Genomic DNA, 17,682 nt, shown 5'->3' with positions numbered 1-17,682 from the left:
TGTAGTGGGCGCGCTAGCTGACAGTCAGTCTCCGGATAGGAGAAATCTTGTCCTACAACAATCATAGGCGGGGCGTAGAAGAATATTTATCTGTGTTTCATTGCGCTCGGGATCATTTGCGGATAAAAAAACTGCATAACCATAATAAACAGGTGATTTTGTCTCATGCGCAAACTGGACCGTACTGATATCGGCATTCTCAACGCCTTGCAGGAGAACGCCCGCATCACCAACGCCGACCTGGCCCGCTCGGTCAACCTGTCGCCCACGCCGTGTTTCAACCGGGTGAAGGCGATGGAGGAATTGGGCTTGATTCGCGAGCAGGTGACCTTGCTGGACGCCGACCTGCTGGGGCTGCACGTCAACGTGTTCATCCACGTCAGCCTGGAAAAACAGAATGAGCTGGCGTTGCAACAGTTCGAAGGCGCAATCGCCGACCGCCCTGAAGTGATGGAGTGCTACCTGATGGCCGGCGACCCGGACTACCTGATTCGCGTGCTGGTACCGACGATCCAGTCACTGGAACGCTTCATGATGGACTTCCTGACCAAAGTGCCAGGCGTCGCCAACATCCGCTCCAGCTTTGCCCTCAAGCAAGTGCGTTACAAAACCGCACTGCCGCTACCCGCCAACGGCATCAACCTGGGTTCCTGAACACCACCGATCTCACTGACCAAACACAGTCCAAAATGTGGGAGCTGGCTTGCCTGCGAAAGCGGTGTGTCAGTAGCAAGTGAGCCAACTGGCCCACCGCTATCGCAGGCAAACCAGCTCCCACAGGGTTAAACATTTCAAAGTTGATTGAGTGGGATCTTCAGGTAAGTCACCCCATTGCTCTCTGCCGGCGGCATATTCCCCGCTCGCACGTTCACCTGGATCGCCGGCAACAGCAACGTCGGCATCCCCAGCCCCGCATCGCGCGTTGTACGCATCTCTACAAATGCCGCCTCATCCACCCCGTCATGCACATGAATGTTACCCGCGCGCTGCTCAGCCACGGTTGTCAGGCATTTCGCCTCACGCCCCTCAGGCGGGTAGTCGTGGCATACGTACAATTCGGTCTCCAAAGGAAAGGCCAGCAACGTGCGCATCGACGCATACAGCTGCCGCGCATCCCCACCGGGAAAATCACACCGCGCCGTACCCACATCCGGCATGAACAACGTGTCACCCACCAGAATCATTCGATCGTCGATCAAATAGGCCATGTCCGCCGGCGTATGCCCAGGCACGTGCAGGGCCTGTGCCTTGATGTTGCCGATATAAAAGATTTCATCCGGCGCAAACAAGTGATCGAACTGCGAGCCGTCGGCACGAAACTCCGGTTCGAGGTTGAACAGGTTCTTGAACACGCCCTGCACTTTGCTGATGGACTGACCGATGGCGATCTTGCCGCCCAGCGTGCGGCGCAAGTACGGCGCGGCGGACAGGTGATCGGCATGGGCATGGGTTTCCAGCAGCCATTGCACCTGCAAGCGATGTTCACGCACATAGGCGATTACTTTGTCGGCCTGGCGTGTGTCGGTGCGCCCGGAGGCCGGGTCGTAATTGAGCACCGAGTCGACGATGGCACAGGGGCCATCATCCGCTTCATGTAGGACATAGGTGTAGGTCGACGATGCCTCATCCAGAAAGGCTTGAATCAACGCGGGCATGGCGGCGGTCCTTGGTAGCGGATTGCGGCTTACATTCGAGATGTTTTCCACATAGGCTTGCGAGCTTAAGGGAAAAAAACGGTCCGAGGCAAAGGATCGACCTGTAACGGGACGTGACGCCATACGGCAACGCCCCTTGTGTGCATTGACGATAAAAGGCGATAGACCATGACCGAACAACACTGGGGCCCAACCATCAGTGGCGATATCGTTGTCATCGGCGGCGGCTCGGCGGGCATCGGCCTGGTGGCCAGCTTGCTCAAGCGCGACTCCCAGCTGAATATCACGCTGATCGAACCGAGCGAATACCATTGCTACCAGCCTGCCTGGACGTTGGTCGGCGGCGGCGCATACGACGTCAAAAAGACCCGCCGGCCCCTGGCCGACGTACTGCCCAATGGCGTCACCTGGGTGCAAGCCGCCGTCACCGAACTGCTGCCGGACGAGCAAACCCTGGTCCTCGACAGCGGCCAGCGCGTCAGCTGGAACAACCTGATCGTCTGCCCCGGCCTGCGCCTGGCCTGGGAAAAAGTCGAAGGGCTGCAGGACACCCTCGGCCAGCATGGCGTGACGTCCAACTACAGCTACGAGCACGCGGCCTACACCTGGCAGCTGGTGCAGCAACTCAAGGGCGGCAAGGCGATCTTCACCCAGCCGGCCATGCCGATCAAATGCGCGGGTGCGCCGCAAAAGGCCATGTACCTGTCCTGCGATCACTGGCTAAAACAGGGCACTCTGAACAACATCGACGTGGAATTCAACTTGGCCGGTGCAGCACTGTTTGGCGTGGCGACCTTTGTGCCGCCGTTGATGAAGTACGTGGAAAAATACAACGCCCGCCTGGCGTTCAACGCCAACCTGGTGAAAGTCGACGGCCCGGCCCGCAAGGCCTGGTTCGAAGTGAAAGACGCCGAAGGCAGTGTCAGCGTTGAAGAAAAATCCTTCGACTTGCTGCACGTGGTCCCACCGCAGGTGTCCCCGGATTTCATCCGCCAAAGCCCATTGGCTGACGCTGCCGGCTGGTGCGAAGTGAACCCCCATAGCCTGCAACACTTGCGCTACCCGCACATCTTCGGCCTGGGTGATGTATGTGGCACCACCAACGCCAAGACCGCCGCCGCCGTGCGCAAGCAGATCGTGGTGGTCGCCGAGAATCTGCTGGCCCTGCGCAAGCAGGCGCCTCTGCCGCTCAAATACGACGGCTACGGCTCGTGCCCGTTGACGGTGGAGAAGGGCAAGGTGGTGCTGGCCGAGTTCGGCTACGGCGGCAAGTTGCTGCCGACCTTTCCCCTGGACCCGACCCAGGCCCGACGTTCGATGTGGTTCCTCAAGGCCACCTTGCTGCCGTGGTTCTACTGGAACGGCATGCTCAAGGGCCGCGAGTGGCTGACCCATTTGAGCAAGGTGGACTGAATGCTGCTGGCCAGTGTGTTGGGATTATTGATGGGCCTGGTCATGGGCCTGACGGGCGCGGGTGGCGGCATCCTTGGCGTGCCGGCGCTGGTGCTGGGCTTGGGCATGAGCATGACCCAGGCTGCGCCGGTGTCGCTGCTTGCCGTCGGCGCGGCGGCAGCAGTGGGGGCGATCGACGGTTTGCGCCATGGCTTGGTGCGCTACCGCGCCGCGTTGCTGATTGCCTTGCTCGGCGCGCTGTTTTCGCCAGTGGGGGTGTTTCTCGCCCACCAGTTGCCGGAAGCGGTGTTGATGGGCCTGTTCAGCGCGTTGATGGTGCTGGTGGCCTGGCGCATGTTGCAGCGCGAGAAGCGCGAGGCCGGGCCGAGTGACCATGGCACTGCGTCCTGGGGCCAGAAGAACTGCATGCTCAACCAGCAGACCGGGCGCTTCGCCTGGACCGCCAAATGCAGCGCGACCCTGGCCGCCCTCGGCGCTGTCACAGGGGCTGTATCGGGCTTGCTCGGCGTGGGCGGCGGCTTCCTCATCGTGCCGGCGTTCAAGCAACTGACCGATGTGCAGATGCGCGGGATTGTCGCCACCTCCCTGATGGTGATCAGCCTGCTCTCACTGGTCGGTGTGGCTGGCGCGTTTCATGCTGGAGTGCGTATCGAGCCTGTGGGCTGGGTATTTATCGGCGCAAGCATCGTCGGCATGTTGGCGGGTCGACGCCTGTGTTCGGTCATCCCTGCGCGCACCTTGCAGGTCGGGTTTGCCAGCCTGTGCGTACTGGTGGCCGCCGGGATGCTATTTAACGCCTTGCGCTGAACCTGTGATGAGGGAGCAGGCTCCCTCACACCGAGGATGCCGTCAGGCCTTTTCCAACTGAGCCAGCCGTTCTTCAAGCGCCGCGATCCGCGCTTCAAGTTCTTCAAGGCGGTCTACCGAAACCCCAGCCCCGCGCTCCACCGGACTGCCACGCGCCGCGAGTATCAATTCGATATCAGCCGGATCACCCAGCGCATGGGTGTAGCGATCTTCGCGCTGGCCCGCCTGACGCGGCACCAACACCGCCAGCCCTCGCGCAATCAGGCGCTCAAGCTGATGCACCACCTGTTCGGCATCTTCAAAATCATGCATGCGCCCGCTGCGGGTGAGCAGTTCATTGACGGTCTGCGGCCCGCGCAAAAACAGCAGCCCGGTCAGGATCACCTGGGCCGGCACCAGTTCCAGCGCCTTGTCCACGCGATGCTCCCAGCGGTCGGCGCGGCTGCCCATCACCAGGCGGGTAAAACCTTGGCCTTCCAGCGCGCGCAGGCTTTGGCCGACCTGGCCCTGGCTCAGGTTCATCACCGGCTCGCGGCTGGTCTTCTGGTTACAGGCCAGGACCAAGGCATTGAGGGTCAGGGGATAGGTTTCCGGGTTGGTCGCCTGTTTTTCGATCAGGCAGCCCAAGACGCGGATTTCCGTGCTGTTCAGGCGCGGCTCAGGGGGGTCGGTGTCGTGCTCGGCGGTCATCGCGCTTTCCCTATGCAGTGAACTGCCTAGCCTAATCCTGAAAAAATAAAAGACAAGCGACGGGCATGGCTATAATCGCCGCTGGTTCCAATCCTGCCATTACCGCGAGACAGCCATGACTATTTCCCTGTACGCCGCTTCCATCCCAGTCTTCAAGCAAATGCTCACCGCCCTGAGCGGCGTGTTGACCAAAGCCGAAGCCCACGCCACCGCCAAGAACATCGAGCCCAACGCCTTGCTGCAAGCGCGCCTGTTCCCGGACATGTTCCAGTTGGTACGCCAGGTGCAGATCGCCGTCGACTTCGCCAAGGGCGTTTCCGCGCGCCTGGCCGAGATTGAAGTGCCGAAATATGAAGATAACGAAGTCACCTTCGCCGACCTGCAAGCGCTGATCGCCAAGGTCCTGGCGTTTATCGACACCCTCAAGCCTGAGCAAATCGACGGCAAGGAAGGCATCGAGATCATCACTCGCCCAGGCACGCCTAAAGAGAAGCGCTTCAGCGGCCAGTCCTACCTGCTGACCTATGGCCTGCCGCAGTTCTTCTTCCACGTCACCACGGCTTACGCCTTGCTGCGTCACAACGGTGTGGAAGTGGGCAAGCGCGACTACATGGGCGCGTTCTAAACACCCATAAAAAAACCGGGGCGGTTCATTCAAGAATCGCCCCGGTTTTTTTATACGCGGCGTTTAAGCCGGTTGTTCTTCTTTGCCCAGGCATGCAGCTGCGGTGAACAGCACGTCAGTGGACGAATTGAGGGCTGTTTCCGCCGAATCCTGCAGCACGCCGATGATGAAGCCTACGGCCACTACCTGCATGGCGATTTCACTGGGAATGCCAAACAGGCTGCACGCCAGCGGGATCAACAGCAACGAACCGCCCGCGACGCCGGATGCGCCGCAGGCGCAGATGGCTGCAACCACGCTGAGCAGCACGGCGGTGGGCAGGTCGACGGCGATGCCCAAGGTGTGCACGGCGGCCAGGGTCAGCACGGTGATGGTGATCGCGGCACCGGCCATGTTGATGGTGGCACCGAGCGGGATCGACACCGAGTAGGTGTCTTCATGCAGGCCCAGGCGCTTGCTCAACGCCAGGTTGACCGGGATATTCGCTGCCGAGCTGCGGGTGAAGAACGCGGTGATGCCGCTTTCGCGCAGGCACAGCAGCACCAGCGGGTAAGGGTTGCGGCGCAGTTTCCAGAAGACGATGGCCGGGTTGATCACCAGCGCCACAAACAGCATGCAGCCGATCAGCACCACCAGCAGGTGGGCATAGCCGAGCAGGGCGCCGAAACCGGAAGTGGCCAGGGTCGAGGCCACCAGGCCAAAAATGCCCAGCGGCGCAAAGCGGATCACCACGCGTACGATCAGCGTGACGCCGTTGGACAAGTCATCCAGTACCGTGCGGGTGGTTTCGCCCGCATGGCGAATGGCAATGCCCATGCCGATGGCCCAGGCCAGGATGCCGATAAAGTTGGCATTCATCAGAGCGCTGATCGGGTTGTCCACCACGCTCAGCAACAAACTTTGCAACACCTCGCCGATACCACCAGGGGCACTGACCGTCGCATCGTGGGTAGCGAGCACCAGCGGCGAGGGGAACAGTGTGCTGGCGATCACGGCGACCACGGCGGCGGCAAACGTGCCCAGCAGGTACAGGAACAGAATCGGTTTGATATGGGTTTCCTGGCCATGCTTATGGTTGGCGATCGACGCCATCACCAGTACAAACACCAGGATCGGTGCCACAGCCTTGAGCGCCGCGACGAACACCTTGCCGATAAACCCGGTGGTTTTCGCCGCCTCGGGCAGCAGCAAGGCCAGCAGAATGCCCGCGATCAGGCCAATGACGATTTGCGTGACCAGGCTGACGCGCGCGAGTCGTTGCAGGAGGGAAGGGGCAGCAGTCATAAGCAGTTGTCTCTAGTTTTTTTAGTAGGGCGCAGCATTGCAAGCAGGAAGGGTATGGGAAGCAGGTGCGGAGTCTAACATGCTGTAGGAAATGTCCCTGCCGGTGCGGCATTCCGTCACCCGCGTTCTCAGGTTTTCGCCTGGCCGGACAGACTCTGTTAAGATTCTCGCCTCTCACGTTTCCTATCCTTCAGCGAGCCCTTCGGGTTGTCGTTGATGTCGTTGTTTCTGGAGTTTTCATGTTGTTTCCTATCCTGCTGCTGTCGGCTGCCGGCTTCACTGTGCTGACCACAGAATTCGTCATTGTCGGCCTGTTGCCGTCCATTGCCCGCGACCTGAATGTCAGCGTTTCCCAGGCCGGGCTGCTGGTGACGTTGTTTGCGTTCACCGTGGCGGCGTTCGGCCCGTTTCTGACGGCCTATTGCGCGCGTTTCCCACGCAAGCGGCTGTTTATCAGCATTCTGATCATGTTTGGCGTGGCCAATACCGTGGCGGCCCTGGCACCGAACATCTGGGTGATGGCGGTGGCGCGGTTGATTCCGGCGCTGGGCTTGCCGGTGTTCTGGGCCCTGGCCAGTGAAACGGCGGTGGACATCGTCGGCCCCGAGTTCGCTGGGCGCGCCATTGAGAAGATTGGTTTCGGTATCGTCTGCGCCACGGTATTCGGCATTCCGGTGGGCACGCTGATTTCCGACATGTTCGGCTGGCGCAGCGCGTTTGCCATTCTTGCGGTGGTGGCGGTGGCCAAGGCCTTGTTGCTGTTTATCTACCTGCCGGTGACAGCGCCGAAAAATGATCAAGTGACGTTGCGCTCGCAATTCAAGATCCTGCGCAACCCGCTGATGCAGGGCCATATCCTGCTGTCGATCCTGGTGTTCAGCGGCATGTTCACCGCTTACACCTACTTGGCAGACATCCTGGAGCGCCTCGCCGGGTTCGATGGCACGTTGGTGGGCTGGTGCTTGATGGGCTTTGGCGCGGTCGGTTTGATTGGCAATTCGTTGGGTGGGCGCGCAGTGGATCGCCATCCGTTGATCGCGTCCATGGTGTTCTGCGGCTTCATGATCGCCGGCATGGTCGCGCTGGTGCCGGCTATTCACTCCACCGTCGGCCTGGCGGCAGCGATGGCGGTGTGGGGCGTGACCCAGGCGGCGATGTTCCTGGTCAGCCATGTACGGCTGATGAAAGCCGCGCCCCATGCGCCTGCGTTTGCTGCGTCGTTGAATATTGCCGGGGCCAATCTGGGGATCGGGCTGGGGGCGCTGGTCGGCGGCCATGTGATCGACACACTCGGCCTGGGCAGCCTGGGTTTTGCGGCGTCCGGGTTTATCCTGGTGTCGATCCTGCTGGCATTGTGGCTGATGACCGCCAAGCAACCGGTCGCCTACAACGCCTGATCCGTCAGGACAGGGTGGTAAACAACTCCCGCCGAGCACCTTCGGTAATCGCTACGATGCCGGGGTGCTTGACCTTGCGTTCCACCGAGATCGCGTAGAAGGACTCGGTCACCGCGACGGTCTGGCCAATCAGTGCAACGCCGTACTGGCGCACCACCTCATCGGCGATCACGCTGGGGGCGATGAAGATCCCGCTGCCGGACTGGCCAAACGCCTGCATCAAGGCGCTGTCATCGAATTCACCGATGATCCGTGGTTGAATCTGTTGCTCGGCAAACCAGCGCTGCAAACGGCTGCGGACGACGGTTTCCGCACCCGGAATCAATAGTGGTGCGCCATGCAGGCAGTGTGGGAAGTCGCCGCCATATCTGTCAGCCAAGGCTTGGGTGGCGAAAAAACTGATGCCACATTCTCCCAGCTTCTGGCTGTAGCCTTTGATATCCAGGTGCGTCGGCATGGGGCTGTCGGAAATCACCAGGTCCAGGCGCTGGATCGCCAAGTCAGCCAGCAGGCGTTCAAGTTTGTCCTCGCGGCAGGTGATGCGGATCGGCTCGCTCAGCTCCATGGTCGGCGCGATCAGCCGGTAGACGATGGATTTGGGCACCACGTCCGCCACCCCGACGCGAAACTGGATCTGTTGTTCGTCGGGTTGTGCGCGCAGCATGGCTTCCAATTCATTACCGGTCTGGAACATCTGCTCGGCATACGGCAAAGCCTGGCGCCCGGCTTCAGTCAGCTCCAGCTGGCGACCGACGCGCTGAAACAACGCCACACCAAAGGTCTGCTCAAGCAGGCTGATCTGCCCGCTGATGGTCTGGGGCGTGAGGTTAAGCTGCTCACAGGCGCGCACGATGCTGCCAGTCTTGGCCACCACCCAGAAGTAGTGCAGTTGTCGGTAATTGAGCATGGCGGCCATCACTTCGTAAAAACCGAAGTATACTCGAGAAAAATACGAATTTTCCTGAACTGTTCTCCTGCATAGAATGCCTCGCTATCGCGGGGCCACTATTTGGACCCAATGGTTCTAACGAGGAATACGTCATGAAACTCAATTCCCTGGGCGCGGCATCGTTGCTTGCGCTTTCATTGGTAGTGATCAGCGGTTGCGATCAGGTCGAAAAAAGCGCCCAGCAAGTGTTGGGCAAGGCTACCGAGTCGGCCAAGCAAGCGATCGATGACACCCACAAAGCCGCCGAACAGGCATTGAGTGAAGCGACAAACGGCCTGATCACCCCGCAGAAGAAGGATGATCAGCAGGAGAAAGAGTCAGAATCGAACAGTAAAGAAGCCTAACTTCCCGCACTTAATTTCCCGCACAACGTCAGGACTGACCTATGGATTACCTGTTACAGCTGGCTGCCAGCCCCACCGCCTGGGTTGCCCTGGCCACCTTGATCGTCATGGAAATCGTGCTCGGCATCGATAACCTGATCTTTATCTCGATCCTCACCAACAAGCTGCCGGAGAAGCATCGGGCCAAGGCACGGCGCATTGGTATCAGCATGGCGTTGATATTGCGCCTGGGCCTGTTGAGCACCATCGCGTTTATCGTGCAACTGACCACGCCGGTATTCGAAGTACTCGGCCAGGGCTTCTCGTGGAAGGACATGATCCTGATCGCCGGTGGCCTGTTCCTGGTGTGGAAGGCGACCACCGAGATCCATCACAGCATGGACCCCGAGCCAGAAGAGAAGGCCAGCGTCGGCAATACGGTAGCCATCGGTTTCGCCGCGGCCATCGGGCAGATCCTGTTGCTTGACCTGGTGTTCTCCATCGACAGCATCATCACCGCCGTGGGCATGACCGAGCACTTGCCGATCATGATCATTGCCGTGGTGACCTCGGTGATCGTGATGCTGGTGGCGGCCGAGCCGTTGGCCAAGTTCATCAATGACAACCCGACCGTGGTGATGTTGGCCCTGGGCTTCCTGATCATGATCGGTATGACGTTGATCGCCGAAGGCTTCGGTGCCCATGTGCCTAAAGGCTACGTGTACGCGGCCATGGCGTTCTCGGCGGCAATCGAGTGCTTGAACATCGCCCGACGCAACCGCCACAAGCGCCTGCTCGCCGCGCGGCAATAACGGCTGACACGTAAAGGCCGGCTGTGCTCACAAGAGCCCAGCCGGCTTTTTGCTGTCTGTTAGAATCCGCGCACTTGATAGCGTGAGGTCCACCATGAACGAGCCGATTCGCCTTACCCAGTACAGCCACGGCGCAGGGTGTGGCTGCAAGATTTCGCCCCAGGTCCTGGAAGTGATCCTCGCCGGCAGCGGCGCACAGAACCTCGACCCCAACCTGTGGGTGGGCAACGCCTCCCGGGACGACGCAGCGGTGTACGCCATCGACGACGAGCGCGGCGTGGTCTCCACCACTGATTTTTTCATGCCGATTGTCGATGATCCTTTCGACTTCGGCCGCATCGCCGCCACCAATGCGATCAGCGACATCTATGCCATGGGCGGCGACCCATTGATGGCCATCGCGATCCTTGGCTGGCCGGTCAATGTACTGGCGCCGGAAGTTGCCCGGGAAGTGATCCGGGGTGGCCGTTCCGTGTGCGACGAAGCCGGCATTCCCCTGGCCGGCGGCCACTCCATCGATGCCCCGGAACCGATCTTCGGGCTGGCCGTGACCGGCATCGTGCAAAAGCGCCATATGAAGCGCAATGACACCGCCACCGCGGGTTGCCGGTTGTACCTGACCAAGCCCCTGGGCATCGGCATCCTCACCACCGCCGAAAAAAAGGGCAAGCTGCGCGAGGCGGACATCGGCCTGGCCCGCGACTGGATGTGCACCCTCAATAAGCCGGGTAGCCGTTTCGGTAAATTGGCGGGTGTCACCGCCATGACCGATGTCACCGGTTTCGGTCTTTTAGGTCATTTGGTGGAAATGGCTGACGGCAGTGGCGTGACTGCCCGTATCGAATACAACAAAGTCCCACGCCTGCCGGGGATCGAGGACTACCTCGACCAGGGCTGCATGCCCGGTGGCACCTTGCGCAACTTTGACAGCTATTCAAGCAAGCTCGGGCGCCTTCAGGAATTGCACAAGCGAGTGCTGTGCGACCCACAGACCAGTGGGGGGCTGTTGATCGCTGTGACCCCGCAAGGCGATGCCGAATTTCACACGGTAGCTGCCGAACTGGGCTTGAACCTTGAGCCGATCGGCGAATTGGTTGAGCGACAGACCCACGCGGTAGAGGTGTTCTGATGGCAATGGATATCACCGACTACCGCGACATCTTTCTGAGTGACCGGCCGATGATGGACACCCGCGCGCCGGTCGAATTCGCCAAGGGGGCATTCCCTGGCGTGATCAACCTGCCGTTGATGACCGACGACGAGCGCCAGCAGGTCGGCACCTGCTACAAGCAGCAGGGTCAGCAGGCGGCAATTGTGCTGGGCCACGCATTGGTGTCCGGGGCGATCAAGTCCGAACGCATCGAACAATGGGCACGGTTCGCCCTGGCCAATCCCGATGGGTACCTGTACTGCTTTCGTGGCGGGCTGCGCTCGCAGATCGTGCAGCAATGGCTGAAAACCGAAGCCGGTATCGAGTATCCGCGCGTCGGCGGCGGCTACAAGGCCATGCGTAGCTTTCTTTTGGAGACGGTCGAACAGGCCACCGCGCAGTGTGATTTCGTGCTGCTGGGCGGCATGACCGGCACCGGCAAGACCGAAGTCCTGGGCCAGTTGCGCAACGCCCTGGACCTGGAAGGCCACGCCAACCACCGCGGCTCAAGCTTCGGCAAACGGGCCACGGCGCAACCGTCCAACATCGATTTCGAAAACCGCCTGGCCGTGGACGTGTTGAAAAAACGTGCGGCAGGTATCGAGCAGTTTGTGGTCGAGGACGAGAGCCGCATGATCGGCAGTTGTGCGTTGCCCTTGCCGTTGCACAAGGGCATGCAGACATTCCCGATGGTGTGGCTGCAAGACAGCGTCGAAGGCCGGGTCGAACGGATCCTGCGTGATTACGTGGTCGACCTGTGCGCCGAATTCATCGCAGTGTTTGGCGAGAGGGGCCAGGCGTTGTTTGCCGAACGCCTGACCCAGAGCCTCGCCAATATCCACAAGCGCCTGGGGGGCGAGCGGTTCCAACGGTTGCAGGTACTTTTGCAGCACGCCCTGGCGGAACAGGCGCGCAGTGGTTCGGTGGACCTGCATCGCGGTTGGATCGAAGGGTTATTGCGCGAATATTACGACCCGATGTACGCCTTCCAGCGGGAAAGCAAAGGCGCACGCATCGAGTTCGCCGGGGATCAGGACGCCGTCGTGGCGTATTTGCGCGAGCGCGCCCTGATCACAAGATAAGCGCCCCGATCAGCCCACACGCCACGCCCACCAGCATGGTCAGCCCGGCCACCGTCACCAGCACCCGCGCGTCGAAATCCTTGCGCAGCATCAGCAGTGACGGCAGGCTCACGCTCGGCAGGGTCATCAGCAGCGCCACGGCCGGGCCGGTGCCCATGCCCAGGGCCATCATTGTTTGTACGATGGGGATCTCTGCTGCTGTAGGAATTACGAACAGCGTGCCGACAATCGCCAGGGGCACCAGCCATACCAGGCTGTTGGCCATGGCGCCGTCCACATGGGGGAACAACCACACCCGCGCTGCGCCGAGCACCAGCACCGCCAGGATATACACCGGGATTGTGCTCCAGAACAATTGCCACAGCGTGCGCAACCATCGGCTGAAGAAGGGTTGCGATTCAACCACGCTGGCCTCGGCCACGGCGCCCAGTGCCACGTCCGGCACCTGCTCCGGGCGCGCAATGCGTTGCGCTACCAGCGACACGCCCACCACCAGCACGATACCCGCCACCAGCCGCAACGCGGTAAAGCCCCAACCCAACACAAAGCCCATGAACACCAGGGTCGCCGGGTTCAGCACCGGGTTGGCGATCCAGAAGGCCAGCGCCGCACCTACCGACACCTGCTGGCGTCGCATGCCCGCGGCCACCGGGGCCGCGCAGCAACTGCACATCATCCCCGGCAAGGCGAACAGCCCGCCGCGCAAGGTCGAACCCAGCCCGGCGCGACCGAACAGACGCAGCAGCCAATCGCGGGGGATCAGCACTTGCAGCAATGAGCCGAGGATCACCGCCAGCACGGCGGCTTTCCAGATTGCCAGGAAGTAAACCTGGGCATAGGCCAGCGCGGCCGCCAGTGGCGAGCTTTGTTGATCGTTGAGAATCGAGGCGCCGATGCTGTGGTTATCCGCCGCGACAAACGCCTTGAGGTAGTAGGGCGACCATTTAACGTAGTAGAGGCCGACGCAGGCCACCAGCAGGAACAGCGCAGGCTTGTACCAGAAGGACCAACCCCGGGCGGGCTGGGTAGGGGAAAGATGAGGCATGGTGATGATCCGCAGGTGAGTCAGTAGCGGCGCATCATACGCTGTCAGCTGTTATCGGCACTCACCTGCGTCGACGGCGGGCAGGATTCTTCACCGTGGTTCAAGCCCTGCTTGTAGTTGCGACTGAGCAGCGAGGCCTTGCCGTTGTGCCAGGTCAGCGTCAGTACATACAAGGTGTCGTAGTCACTGCCGGACCAGTCGTCGGTGATGGTGTGTTTTTCGCCGGAAGCTTCACTCGCCACCTTGTTGATCAACTCCGGCAGGTAGCCGTGGGACCAGGCCGTGTAGATCGTGGCGTTGTGATACTTGTCTTCTACCAACTCATCGGCCAGGTCACTGGTGTCATTCGCCGAGAAGTTGATATTGACCGGCAGGCCGAGCTTGATTGCACTGGGGCTGATGGTCATCAGCGGGCGGATGTAGCTGTAGGAGTTGTCCTGCTCGCCTTCCTCGACGTTGCGCGTCGGGTTGGCGGCAAACACAAAGTCGGCATTGCCGAATTTTTCCGGCAACAGGGTGGCCAGGTTCATTGCCCGGTTCAGGCCCTGGCAATTGAGTTGGCCCAGGCCGCCGGCGGGTTTTTCGGCGTGGCGCAGGAACACCAGGGTTTGCACGCCATCCACCGGTTGGGCGCGGCTTTCGCGGGCATCGAGGGCCGCGACCAGAGCGCCGCTGACCAGCAGCATCGGTAATACGGTGAAGGAGTAGCGTTTGAGTTGTTGCATAAGGCGCAGAGGCTTGATCGTCATTATAGTTCGAGTCTTCGTGCGTCACGTTAAGGCGGACAAGCCTGGCCCCAATGACGCCGTGGGCGCCTTGTGGGGGATTCCTTGTCGATATAGCCAGGTGCCTCCATTCACCGTAAGCGCGCACTTAAGAGTGCACGCGGGCGTATTGGTTCGCCCATGCGGGATAATAGCCAGCAGATGTTGCGCATTGATGACCCATGCAGGACACCGGGTAGGTGTCTATCATGGGGGCTTTCTGCAAGGGGAAGAACCCGATGAACCCGCTCGCCGCCTTTCCGATCAACCGCAAATGGCCCGCTCAGCATCCAGAGCGCTTGCAACTGTACTCGCTGCCTACGCCCAATGGGGTAAAAGTCTCGATCATGCTCGAGGAATTGGGGCTGCCCTACGAGGCGCACAAGGTCAGTTTCGAGACCCAGGACCAGTTGTCCCCCGAGTTCCTGTCCCTGAATCCCAACAACAAGATCCCCGCGATCATCGACCCCAACGGCCCGGCCGGTCAGCCTCTGGCGCTGTTTGAGTCGGGTGCGATCCTGATCTACCTGGCGGAAAAAACCAGCCAGTTGCTCTCCGAAGATCCGGCGACACGTTATGAAACTATTCAATGGCTGATGTTCCAGGTGGGCGGTATCGGCCCAATGTTTGGCCAACTGGGTTTCTTCAATAAATTCGCCGGCAAGGCTTACGAAGACAAACGCCCTCGTGACCGTTACGCCGCCGAGTCCAGACGCCTGCTGGATGTGCTGGAAAAACGCCTGCTGGGCCGTACCTGGATCATGGGCGACGAGTACAGCATCGCCGACATCGCCACGTTCCCCTGGGTGCGCAACCTCATCGGGTTTTATGAGTCCGGCGACCTGGTTGGCATCGCCGACTTCCCCAATGTACTGCGCGCGCTGGATGGCTTTGTGGCCCGGCCGGCGGTGATCCGTGGTCTCAACATACCGAGCTGAAGCATGCCGACTTTCGATTTCAAACAACTGGATGTGTTCAGCAGCGTACCGCTCAAAGGCAACCCGCTCGCGGTGGTATTGGGCGCTGACAGCCTGACCGACCAACAGATGGCCGACTTCGCTCGGTGGACCAACCTCAGTGAAACCACATTTTTGTTGACACCCCGCGATCCCCAGGCGGACTACCGGGTGCGAATTTTCACCACCTTGAAGGAGCTGCCTTTTGCCGGGCACCCGACGTTGGGCAGTTGCCATGCCTGGTTACAGGCTGGCGGCGTGCCACGAGGCGCGGAGATTGTCCAGGAGTGCGAAATCGGCCTGGTGCGTATCCGTCACCAAGGTGATGAGTTGGCCTTTATCGCGCCGCCGTTGTTGCGCTCAGGTGCCGTGGACGCGCCGTTGTTGGAGCGTGTGCGCCTGGGGTTGGGCCTGGCACAGGGCGCCATTGTGCGCAGCCAGTGGGTCGATAACGGCGCCGGTTGGCTCGCGGTCATGTTGCCCAGCCGTGAGCAGGTCCTGGCGTTGCAGCCGGACTATTCGCAACTGCTGGGGTTGGCCGTGGGCGTGATTGCCCCCTGCGACCCTGCTCGCGACGACGTCGACGCGCAATTTGAAGTGCGTGCCTTTGTCGCAGGCGACGGCGCCCAGGAAGATCCGGCCACCGGCAGTCTGAATGCCGGTGTCGCGCAATGGCTGCTGGCCGAAGGCCTGGCGCCTGAGCGCTATGTGGTCAGCCAGGGCACTGCGTTGGGGCGTGCGGGGCGTATTCGCATTGAACGCCAGGGCGAGGAAATCTGGGTGGGTGGTGCTGTGGCGGTGTGTATCGAAGGGCGCCTACAGCTCTAGATCAATAAATTGTTACGGCCCTCGCAATACACTATTGGGCCCTCCGGGTTTGTGTTGCCGGGGCCGGGGGGCATAAGCTTCGCCCCAAAGTGTTGACCTTTATCCAGGATTGCCATGACCAGCCAGTTCCCCCAAGCCCGTCCACGCCGCCTGCGCCGCTCCCCGGAGCTGCGTGGCTTGTTCCAGGAAAGCGAGTTCACCCTCAACGACTTGGTGCTGCCGATTTTCGTCGAAGAAGAAATCGACGACTTCGTGCCCATCACCAGCATGCCGGGCGTGTTACGCATCCCCGAGAAAAAACTCGCCGGTGAAATCGAGCGCTATGCGCGTGCCGGCATCAAGTCGGTGATGACCTTTGGCGTGTCCCACCACTTGGACGCCAACGGCAGCGACACCTGGAAAGAACGCGGCCTGGTTTCGCGCATGTCCTCGATCATCAAGGACGCGGTGCCGGAAATGATCGTGATGTCCGACACGTGCTTCTGTGAATACACCGACCATGGCCACTGCGGCGTGATGCACGGTGCGCATGTCGACAATGACGCGACGCTGGTGAACCTCGGCAAGCAAGCCGTGGCCGCTGCCCGTGCGGGCGCTGATGTGATCGCCCCTTCGGCAGCGATGGACGGTCAGGTCCAGGCCATCCGCCACGCCTTGGACGACGCCGGTTTCACCCACATCCCGATCATGGCTTACTCCACCAAATTCGCCTCGGCCCTCTACGGCCCGTTCCGCGAAGCCGGCGGCAGCGCGCTCAAGGGTGACCGCAAAAGCTACCAGATGAACCCAATGAACCGCCGCGAAGCCGTGCGCGAATCGCTGCTGGACGAACAGGAAGGTGCCGATGCGCTGATGGTCAAGCCGGCCGGTGCCTACCTCGACATCATCCGTGATATCCGCGAAGCCTCGCGTTTGCCGGTGGCGGCGTATCAGGTCAGTGGCGAGTACGCGATGATCAAGTTCGGCGCCCAGGCCGGTGCGATTGATGAGGACCGTGTGGTGCGTGAGACCTTGGGCTCGATCAAGCGCGCGGGCGCGGACTTGATCTTCACCTACTTCGCGATGGACCTGGCACTGGCCGGGATCTAGAAAACACCGCAAGTCTAAATGTAGGAGCGGGCTTGCCCGTTCCCACATTATTTGATTGCAGTGTTTATCAGCGTTGCGCAAACGCCAGGTTCAAGCCCAACCCCGCAAAGGCCGCCGCAAAACTGCGGCGCAGCCAGTTCTGCACCCGTGGCGACTCGATCACTGCGCGGCGAAACACATTGGCCAGCAAGCCATACATCACGAACACCGCAAACGTCATTGCCATGAATACAGCGCTCAGCACCAGCATTTGCAGGGCAGGGGCCGTGCTGCCTGGCGTGACGAACTGGGGCAGGAAGGCCAGGAAGAAAATGGTCAGCTTCGGGTTGAGAATGTTCATCAACAGGCCGCGCAACATCAGGGTCCGTGCACTTGAAAGCGCAGGGGTTTCGCTGACCGCAAATGCCGAGCGATCCCGCCAGGTGGCGTATGCCACGTACAACAGGTAGGCGACGCCTGCGTACTTCAGCATATCGAACGCTAATGCACTGGTGTGCAATAGGGCGGACAGACCAAGAATCGACGCCAGTAAGTGTGGAATGATCCCGGCGGTACAGCCCAGCGCGGCGAACACACTGGCGCGCTTGCCGGCGGTGAGGCCTGTGGACACGGTAAAAATCACGCCGGTACCGGGAATCAGCACGACGATCAGGCAGGTGATGAGGAAGTTCAGGCTGAGCATGGCATTCAAACTCCGTGTACGAATGGTCGATGACAGATCCTGTCACGTTTGTGATTGACTGGCGAGCACGCCAGGCCGGCGAACCCTGGTTAGACTTACCGGTCGATATCTGCAACGCCCGGCCCGCCGTC

19 protein-coding genes are annotated in these 17,682 nt (G+C 60.8%); 12 read left to right on the top strand and 7 right to left on the bottom strand.

The window, feature by feature from the left end:
• Window positions 1-165 precede the first annotated feature (165 nt).
• On the top strand, window positions 166-654 hold the full coding sequence (gene bkdR, locus JBO08_RS23365; protein WP_065872347.1) for a Bkd operon transcriptional regulator BkdR: 489 nt from the start codon (window positions 166-168) through the stop codon (window positions 652-654).
• 137 nt (window positions 655-791) lie between these two features.
• Here the strand turns inward: bkdR and JBO08_RS23360 are convergent, their stop codons facing one another.
• Window positions 792-1,655: an MBL fold metallo-hydrolase gene (locus tag JBO08_RS23360; RefSeq protein ID WP_065872346.1), complete on the bottom strand. Its 864-nt coding sequence runs from the start codon at window positions 1,653-1,655 to the stop codon at window positions 792-794.
• A 168-nt stretch (window positions 1,656-1,823) separates the two neighbouring features.
• Here JBO08_RS23360 and JBO08_RS23355 point away from each other — a divergent pair, with 168 nt between their 5' ends.
• Together JBO08_RS23355 and JBO08_RS23350 are read left to right on the top strand one after the other, a co-directional pair.
• Window positions 1,824-3,068 carry an FAD/NAD(P)-binding oxidoreductase gene (locus JBO08_RS23355; RefSeq protein WP_065910698.1) on the top strand — a complete coding sequence of 415 codons (1,245 nt, stop codon included), beginning with the start codon at window positions 1,824-1,826 and terminating at the stop codon, window positions 3,066-3,068.
• On the top strand, window positions 3,069-3,875 hold the full coding sequence (locus JBO08_RS23350; RefSeq protein ID WP_065872344.1) for a sulfite exporter TauE/SafE family protein: 807 nt from the start codon (window positions 3,069-3,071) through the stop codon (window positions 3,873-3,875).
• A gap of 42 nt (window positions 3,876-3,917) precedes the next feature.
• Here the strand turns inward: JBO08_RS23350 and JBO08_RS23345 are convergent, their stop codons facing one another.
• Window positions 3,918-4,565: a YceH family protein gene (locus JBO08_RS23345; RefSeq protein WP_065910696.1), complete on the bottom strand. Its 648-nt coding sequence runs from the start codon at window positions 4,563-4,565 to the stop codon at window positions 3,918-3,920.
• 115 nt (window positions 4,566-4,680) lie between these two features.
• Between JBO08_RS23345 and JBO08_RS23340 the strand changes: the two genes are divergently transcribed.
• Window positions 4,681-5,190: a DUF1993 family protein gene (locus JBO08_RS23340; protein ID WP_065872342.1), complete on the top strand. Its 510-nt coding sequence runs from the start codon at window positions 4,681-4,683 to the stop codon at window positions 5,188-5,190.
• 63 nt (window positions 5,191-5,253) lie between these two features.
• Here JBO08_RS23340 and sstT read toward each other — a convergent pair whose 3' ends face one another.
• Window positions 5,254-6,474: a serine/threonine transporter SstT gene (gene sstT, locus JBO08_RS23335; RefSeq protein ID WP_065872341.1), complete on the bottom strand. Its 1,221-nt coding sequence runs from the start codon at window positions 6,472-6,474 to the stop codon at window positions 5,254-5,256.
• Between the two features lie 239 nt (window positions 6,475-6,713).
• On the opposite strand from sstT, the gene JBO08_RS23330 reads away from it, so the two are divergent.
• On the top strand, window positions 6,714-7,871 hold the full coding sequence (locus JBO08_RS23330; protein ID WP_220074960.1) for an MFS transporter: 1,158 nt from the start codon (window positions 6,714-6,716) through the stop codon (window positions 7,869-7,871).
• A gap of 4 nt (window positions 7,872-7,875) precedes the next feature.
• Here the strand turns inward: JBO08_RS23330 and nhaR are convergent, their stop codons facing one another.
• Window positions 7,876-8,778 carry a transcriptional activator NhaR gene (gene nhaR, locus JBO08_RS23325; RefSeq protein ID WP_065880039.1) on the bottom strand — a complete coding sequence of 301 codons (903 nt, stop codon included), beginning with the start codon at window positions 8,776-8,778 and terminating at the stop codon, window positions 7,876-7,878.
• A 134-nt stretch (window positions 8,779-8,912) separates the two neighbouring features.
• Between nhaR and JBO08_RS23320 the strand changes: the two genes are divergently transcribed.
• The 4 genes from JBO08_RS23320 to mnmH all read left to right on the top strand — a co-directional run bounded on the left by JBO08_RS23320 (window position 8,913) and on the right by mnmH (window position 12,187).
• Window positions 8,913-9,164: a hypothetical protein gene (locus JBO08_RS23320; protein ID WP_049709023.1), complete on the top strand. Its 252-nt coding sequence runs from the start codon at window positions 8,913-8,915 to the stop codon at window positions 9,162-9,164.
• A gap of 41 nt (window positions 9,165-9,205) precedes the next feature.
• Window positions 9,206-9,955 carry a TerC family protein gene (locus tag JBO08_RS23315; protein ID WP_065872338.1) on the top strand — a complete coding sequence of 250 codons (750 nt, stop codon included), beginning with the start codon at window positions 9,206-9,208 and terminating at the stop codon, window positions 9,953-9,955.
• A gap of 94 nt (window positions 9,956-10,049) precedes the next feature.
• Window positions 10,050-11,084, top strand: coding sequence for a selenide, water dikinase SelD (gene selD / locus JBO08_RS23310; protein WP_065872337.1), 1,035 nt, complete (start codon window positions 10,050-10,052; stop codon window positions 11,082-11,084).
• Window positions 11,084-12,187, top strand: coding sequence for a tRNA 2-selenouridine(34) synthase MnmH (gene mnmH, locus JBO08_RS23305; RefSeq protein WP_220074961.1), 1,104 nt, complete (start codon window positions 11,084-11,086; stop codon window positions 12,185-12,187). The genes selD and mnmH overlap by 1 nt, the downstream gene beginning before the upstream one ends.
• Here mnmH and JBO08_RS23300 read toward each other — a convergent pair.
• Entirely contained in the window at window positions 12,177-13,232 is a 1,056-nt protein-coding gene (locus JBO08_RS23300) for a permease (protein ID WP_065879988.1), read from the bottom strand. The two genes, mnmH and JBO08_RS23300, sit on opposite strands and share 11 nt — an antisense overlap.
• Before the next feature lie 44 nt (window positions 13,233-13,276).
• The gene (locus tag JBO08_RS23295; RefSeq protein WP_065872334.1) at window positions 13,277-13,981 is read right to left on the bottom strand and encodes a histidine phosphatase family protein; all 705 of its coding nucleotides are present in this window, start codon (window positions 13,979-13,981) and stop codon (window positions 13,277-13,279) included.
• A 254-nt stretch (window positions 13,982-14,235) separates the two neighbouring features.
• Between JBO08_RS23295 and JBO08_RS23290 the strand changes: the two genes are divergently transcribed.
• The 3 genes from JBO08_RS23290 to hemB all read left to right on the top strand — a co-directional run bounded on the left by JBO08_RS23290 (window position 14,236) and on the right by hemB (window position 16,869).
• Window positions 14,236-14,934, top strand: coding sequence for a glutathione S-transferase N-terminal domain-containing protein (locus JBO08_RS23290; protein ID WP_065879986.1), 699 nt, complete (start codon window positions 14,236-14,238; stop codon window positions 14,932-14,934).
• Window positions 14,935-14,937: 3 nt separating this feature from the next.
• Window positions 14,938-15,780 (top strand): PhzF family phenazine biosynthesis protein, encoded by an 843-nt coding sequence (locus JBO08_RS23285; RefSeq protein ID WP_065872332.1) that lies wholly within the window; start codon window positions 14,938-14,940, stop codon window positions 15,778-15,780.
• Window positions 15,781-15,894: 114 nt separating this feature from the next.
• The gene (gene hemB, locus JBO08_RS23280; protein ID WP_065872331.1) at window positions 15,895-16,869 is read left to right on the top strand and encodes a porphobilinogen synthase; all 975 of its coding nucleotides are present in this window, start codon (window positions 15,895-15,897) and stop codon (window positions 16,867-16,869) included.
• Between the two features lie 67 nt (window positions 16,870-16,936).
• Here the strand turns inward: hemB and JBO08_RS23275 are convergent, their stop codons facing one another.
• Window positions 16,937-17,551: a LysE family translocator gene (locus JBO08_RS23275; RefSeq protein ID WP_065879985.1), complete on the bottom strand. Its 615-nt coding sequence runs from the start codon at window positions 17,549-17,551 to the stop codon at window positions 16,937-16,939.
• Between the last annotated feature and the right edge of the window lie 131 nt (window positions 17,552-17,682).

It is taken from the genome of Pseudomonas sp. LAP_36, assembly GCF_019456785.1.
In the GTDB taxonomy this organism is placed as follows: Bacteria; Pseudomonadota; Gammaproteobacteria; order Pseudomonadales; family Pseudomonadaceae; genus Aquipseudomonas; species Aquipseudomonas tritici.
The sequence above is the reverse complement of the archived record's forward strand: the minus strand, read 5'-3'. Positions and strand labels throughout refer to the sequence as shown.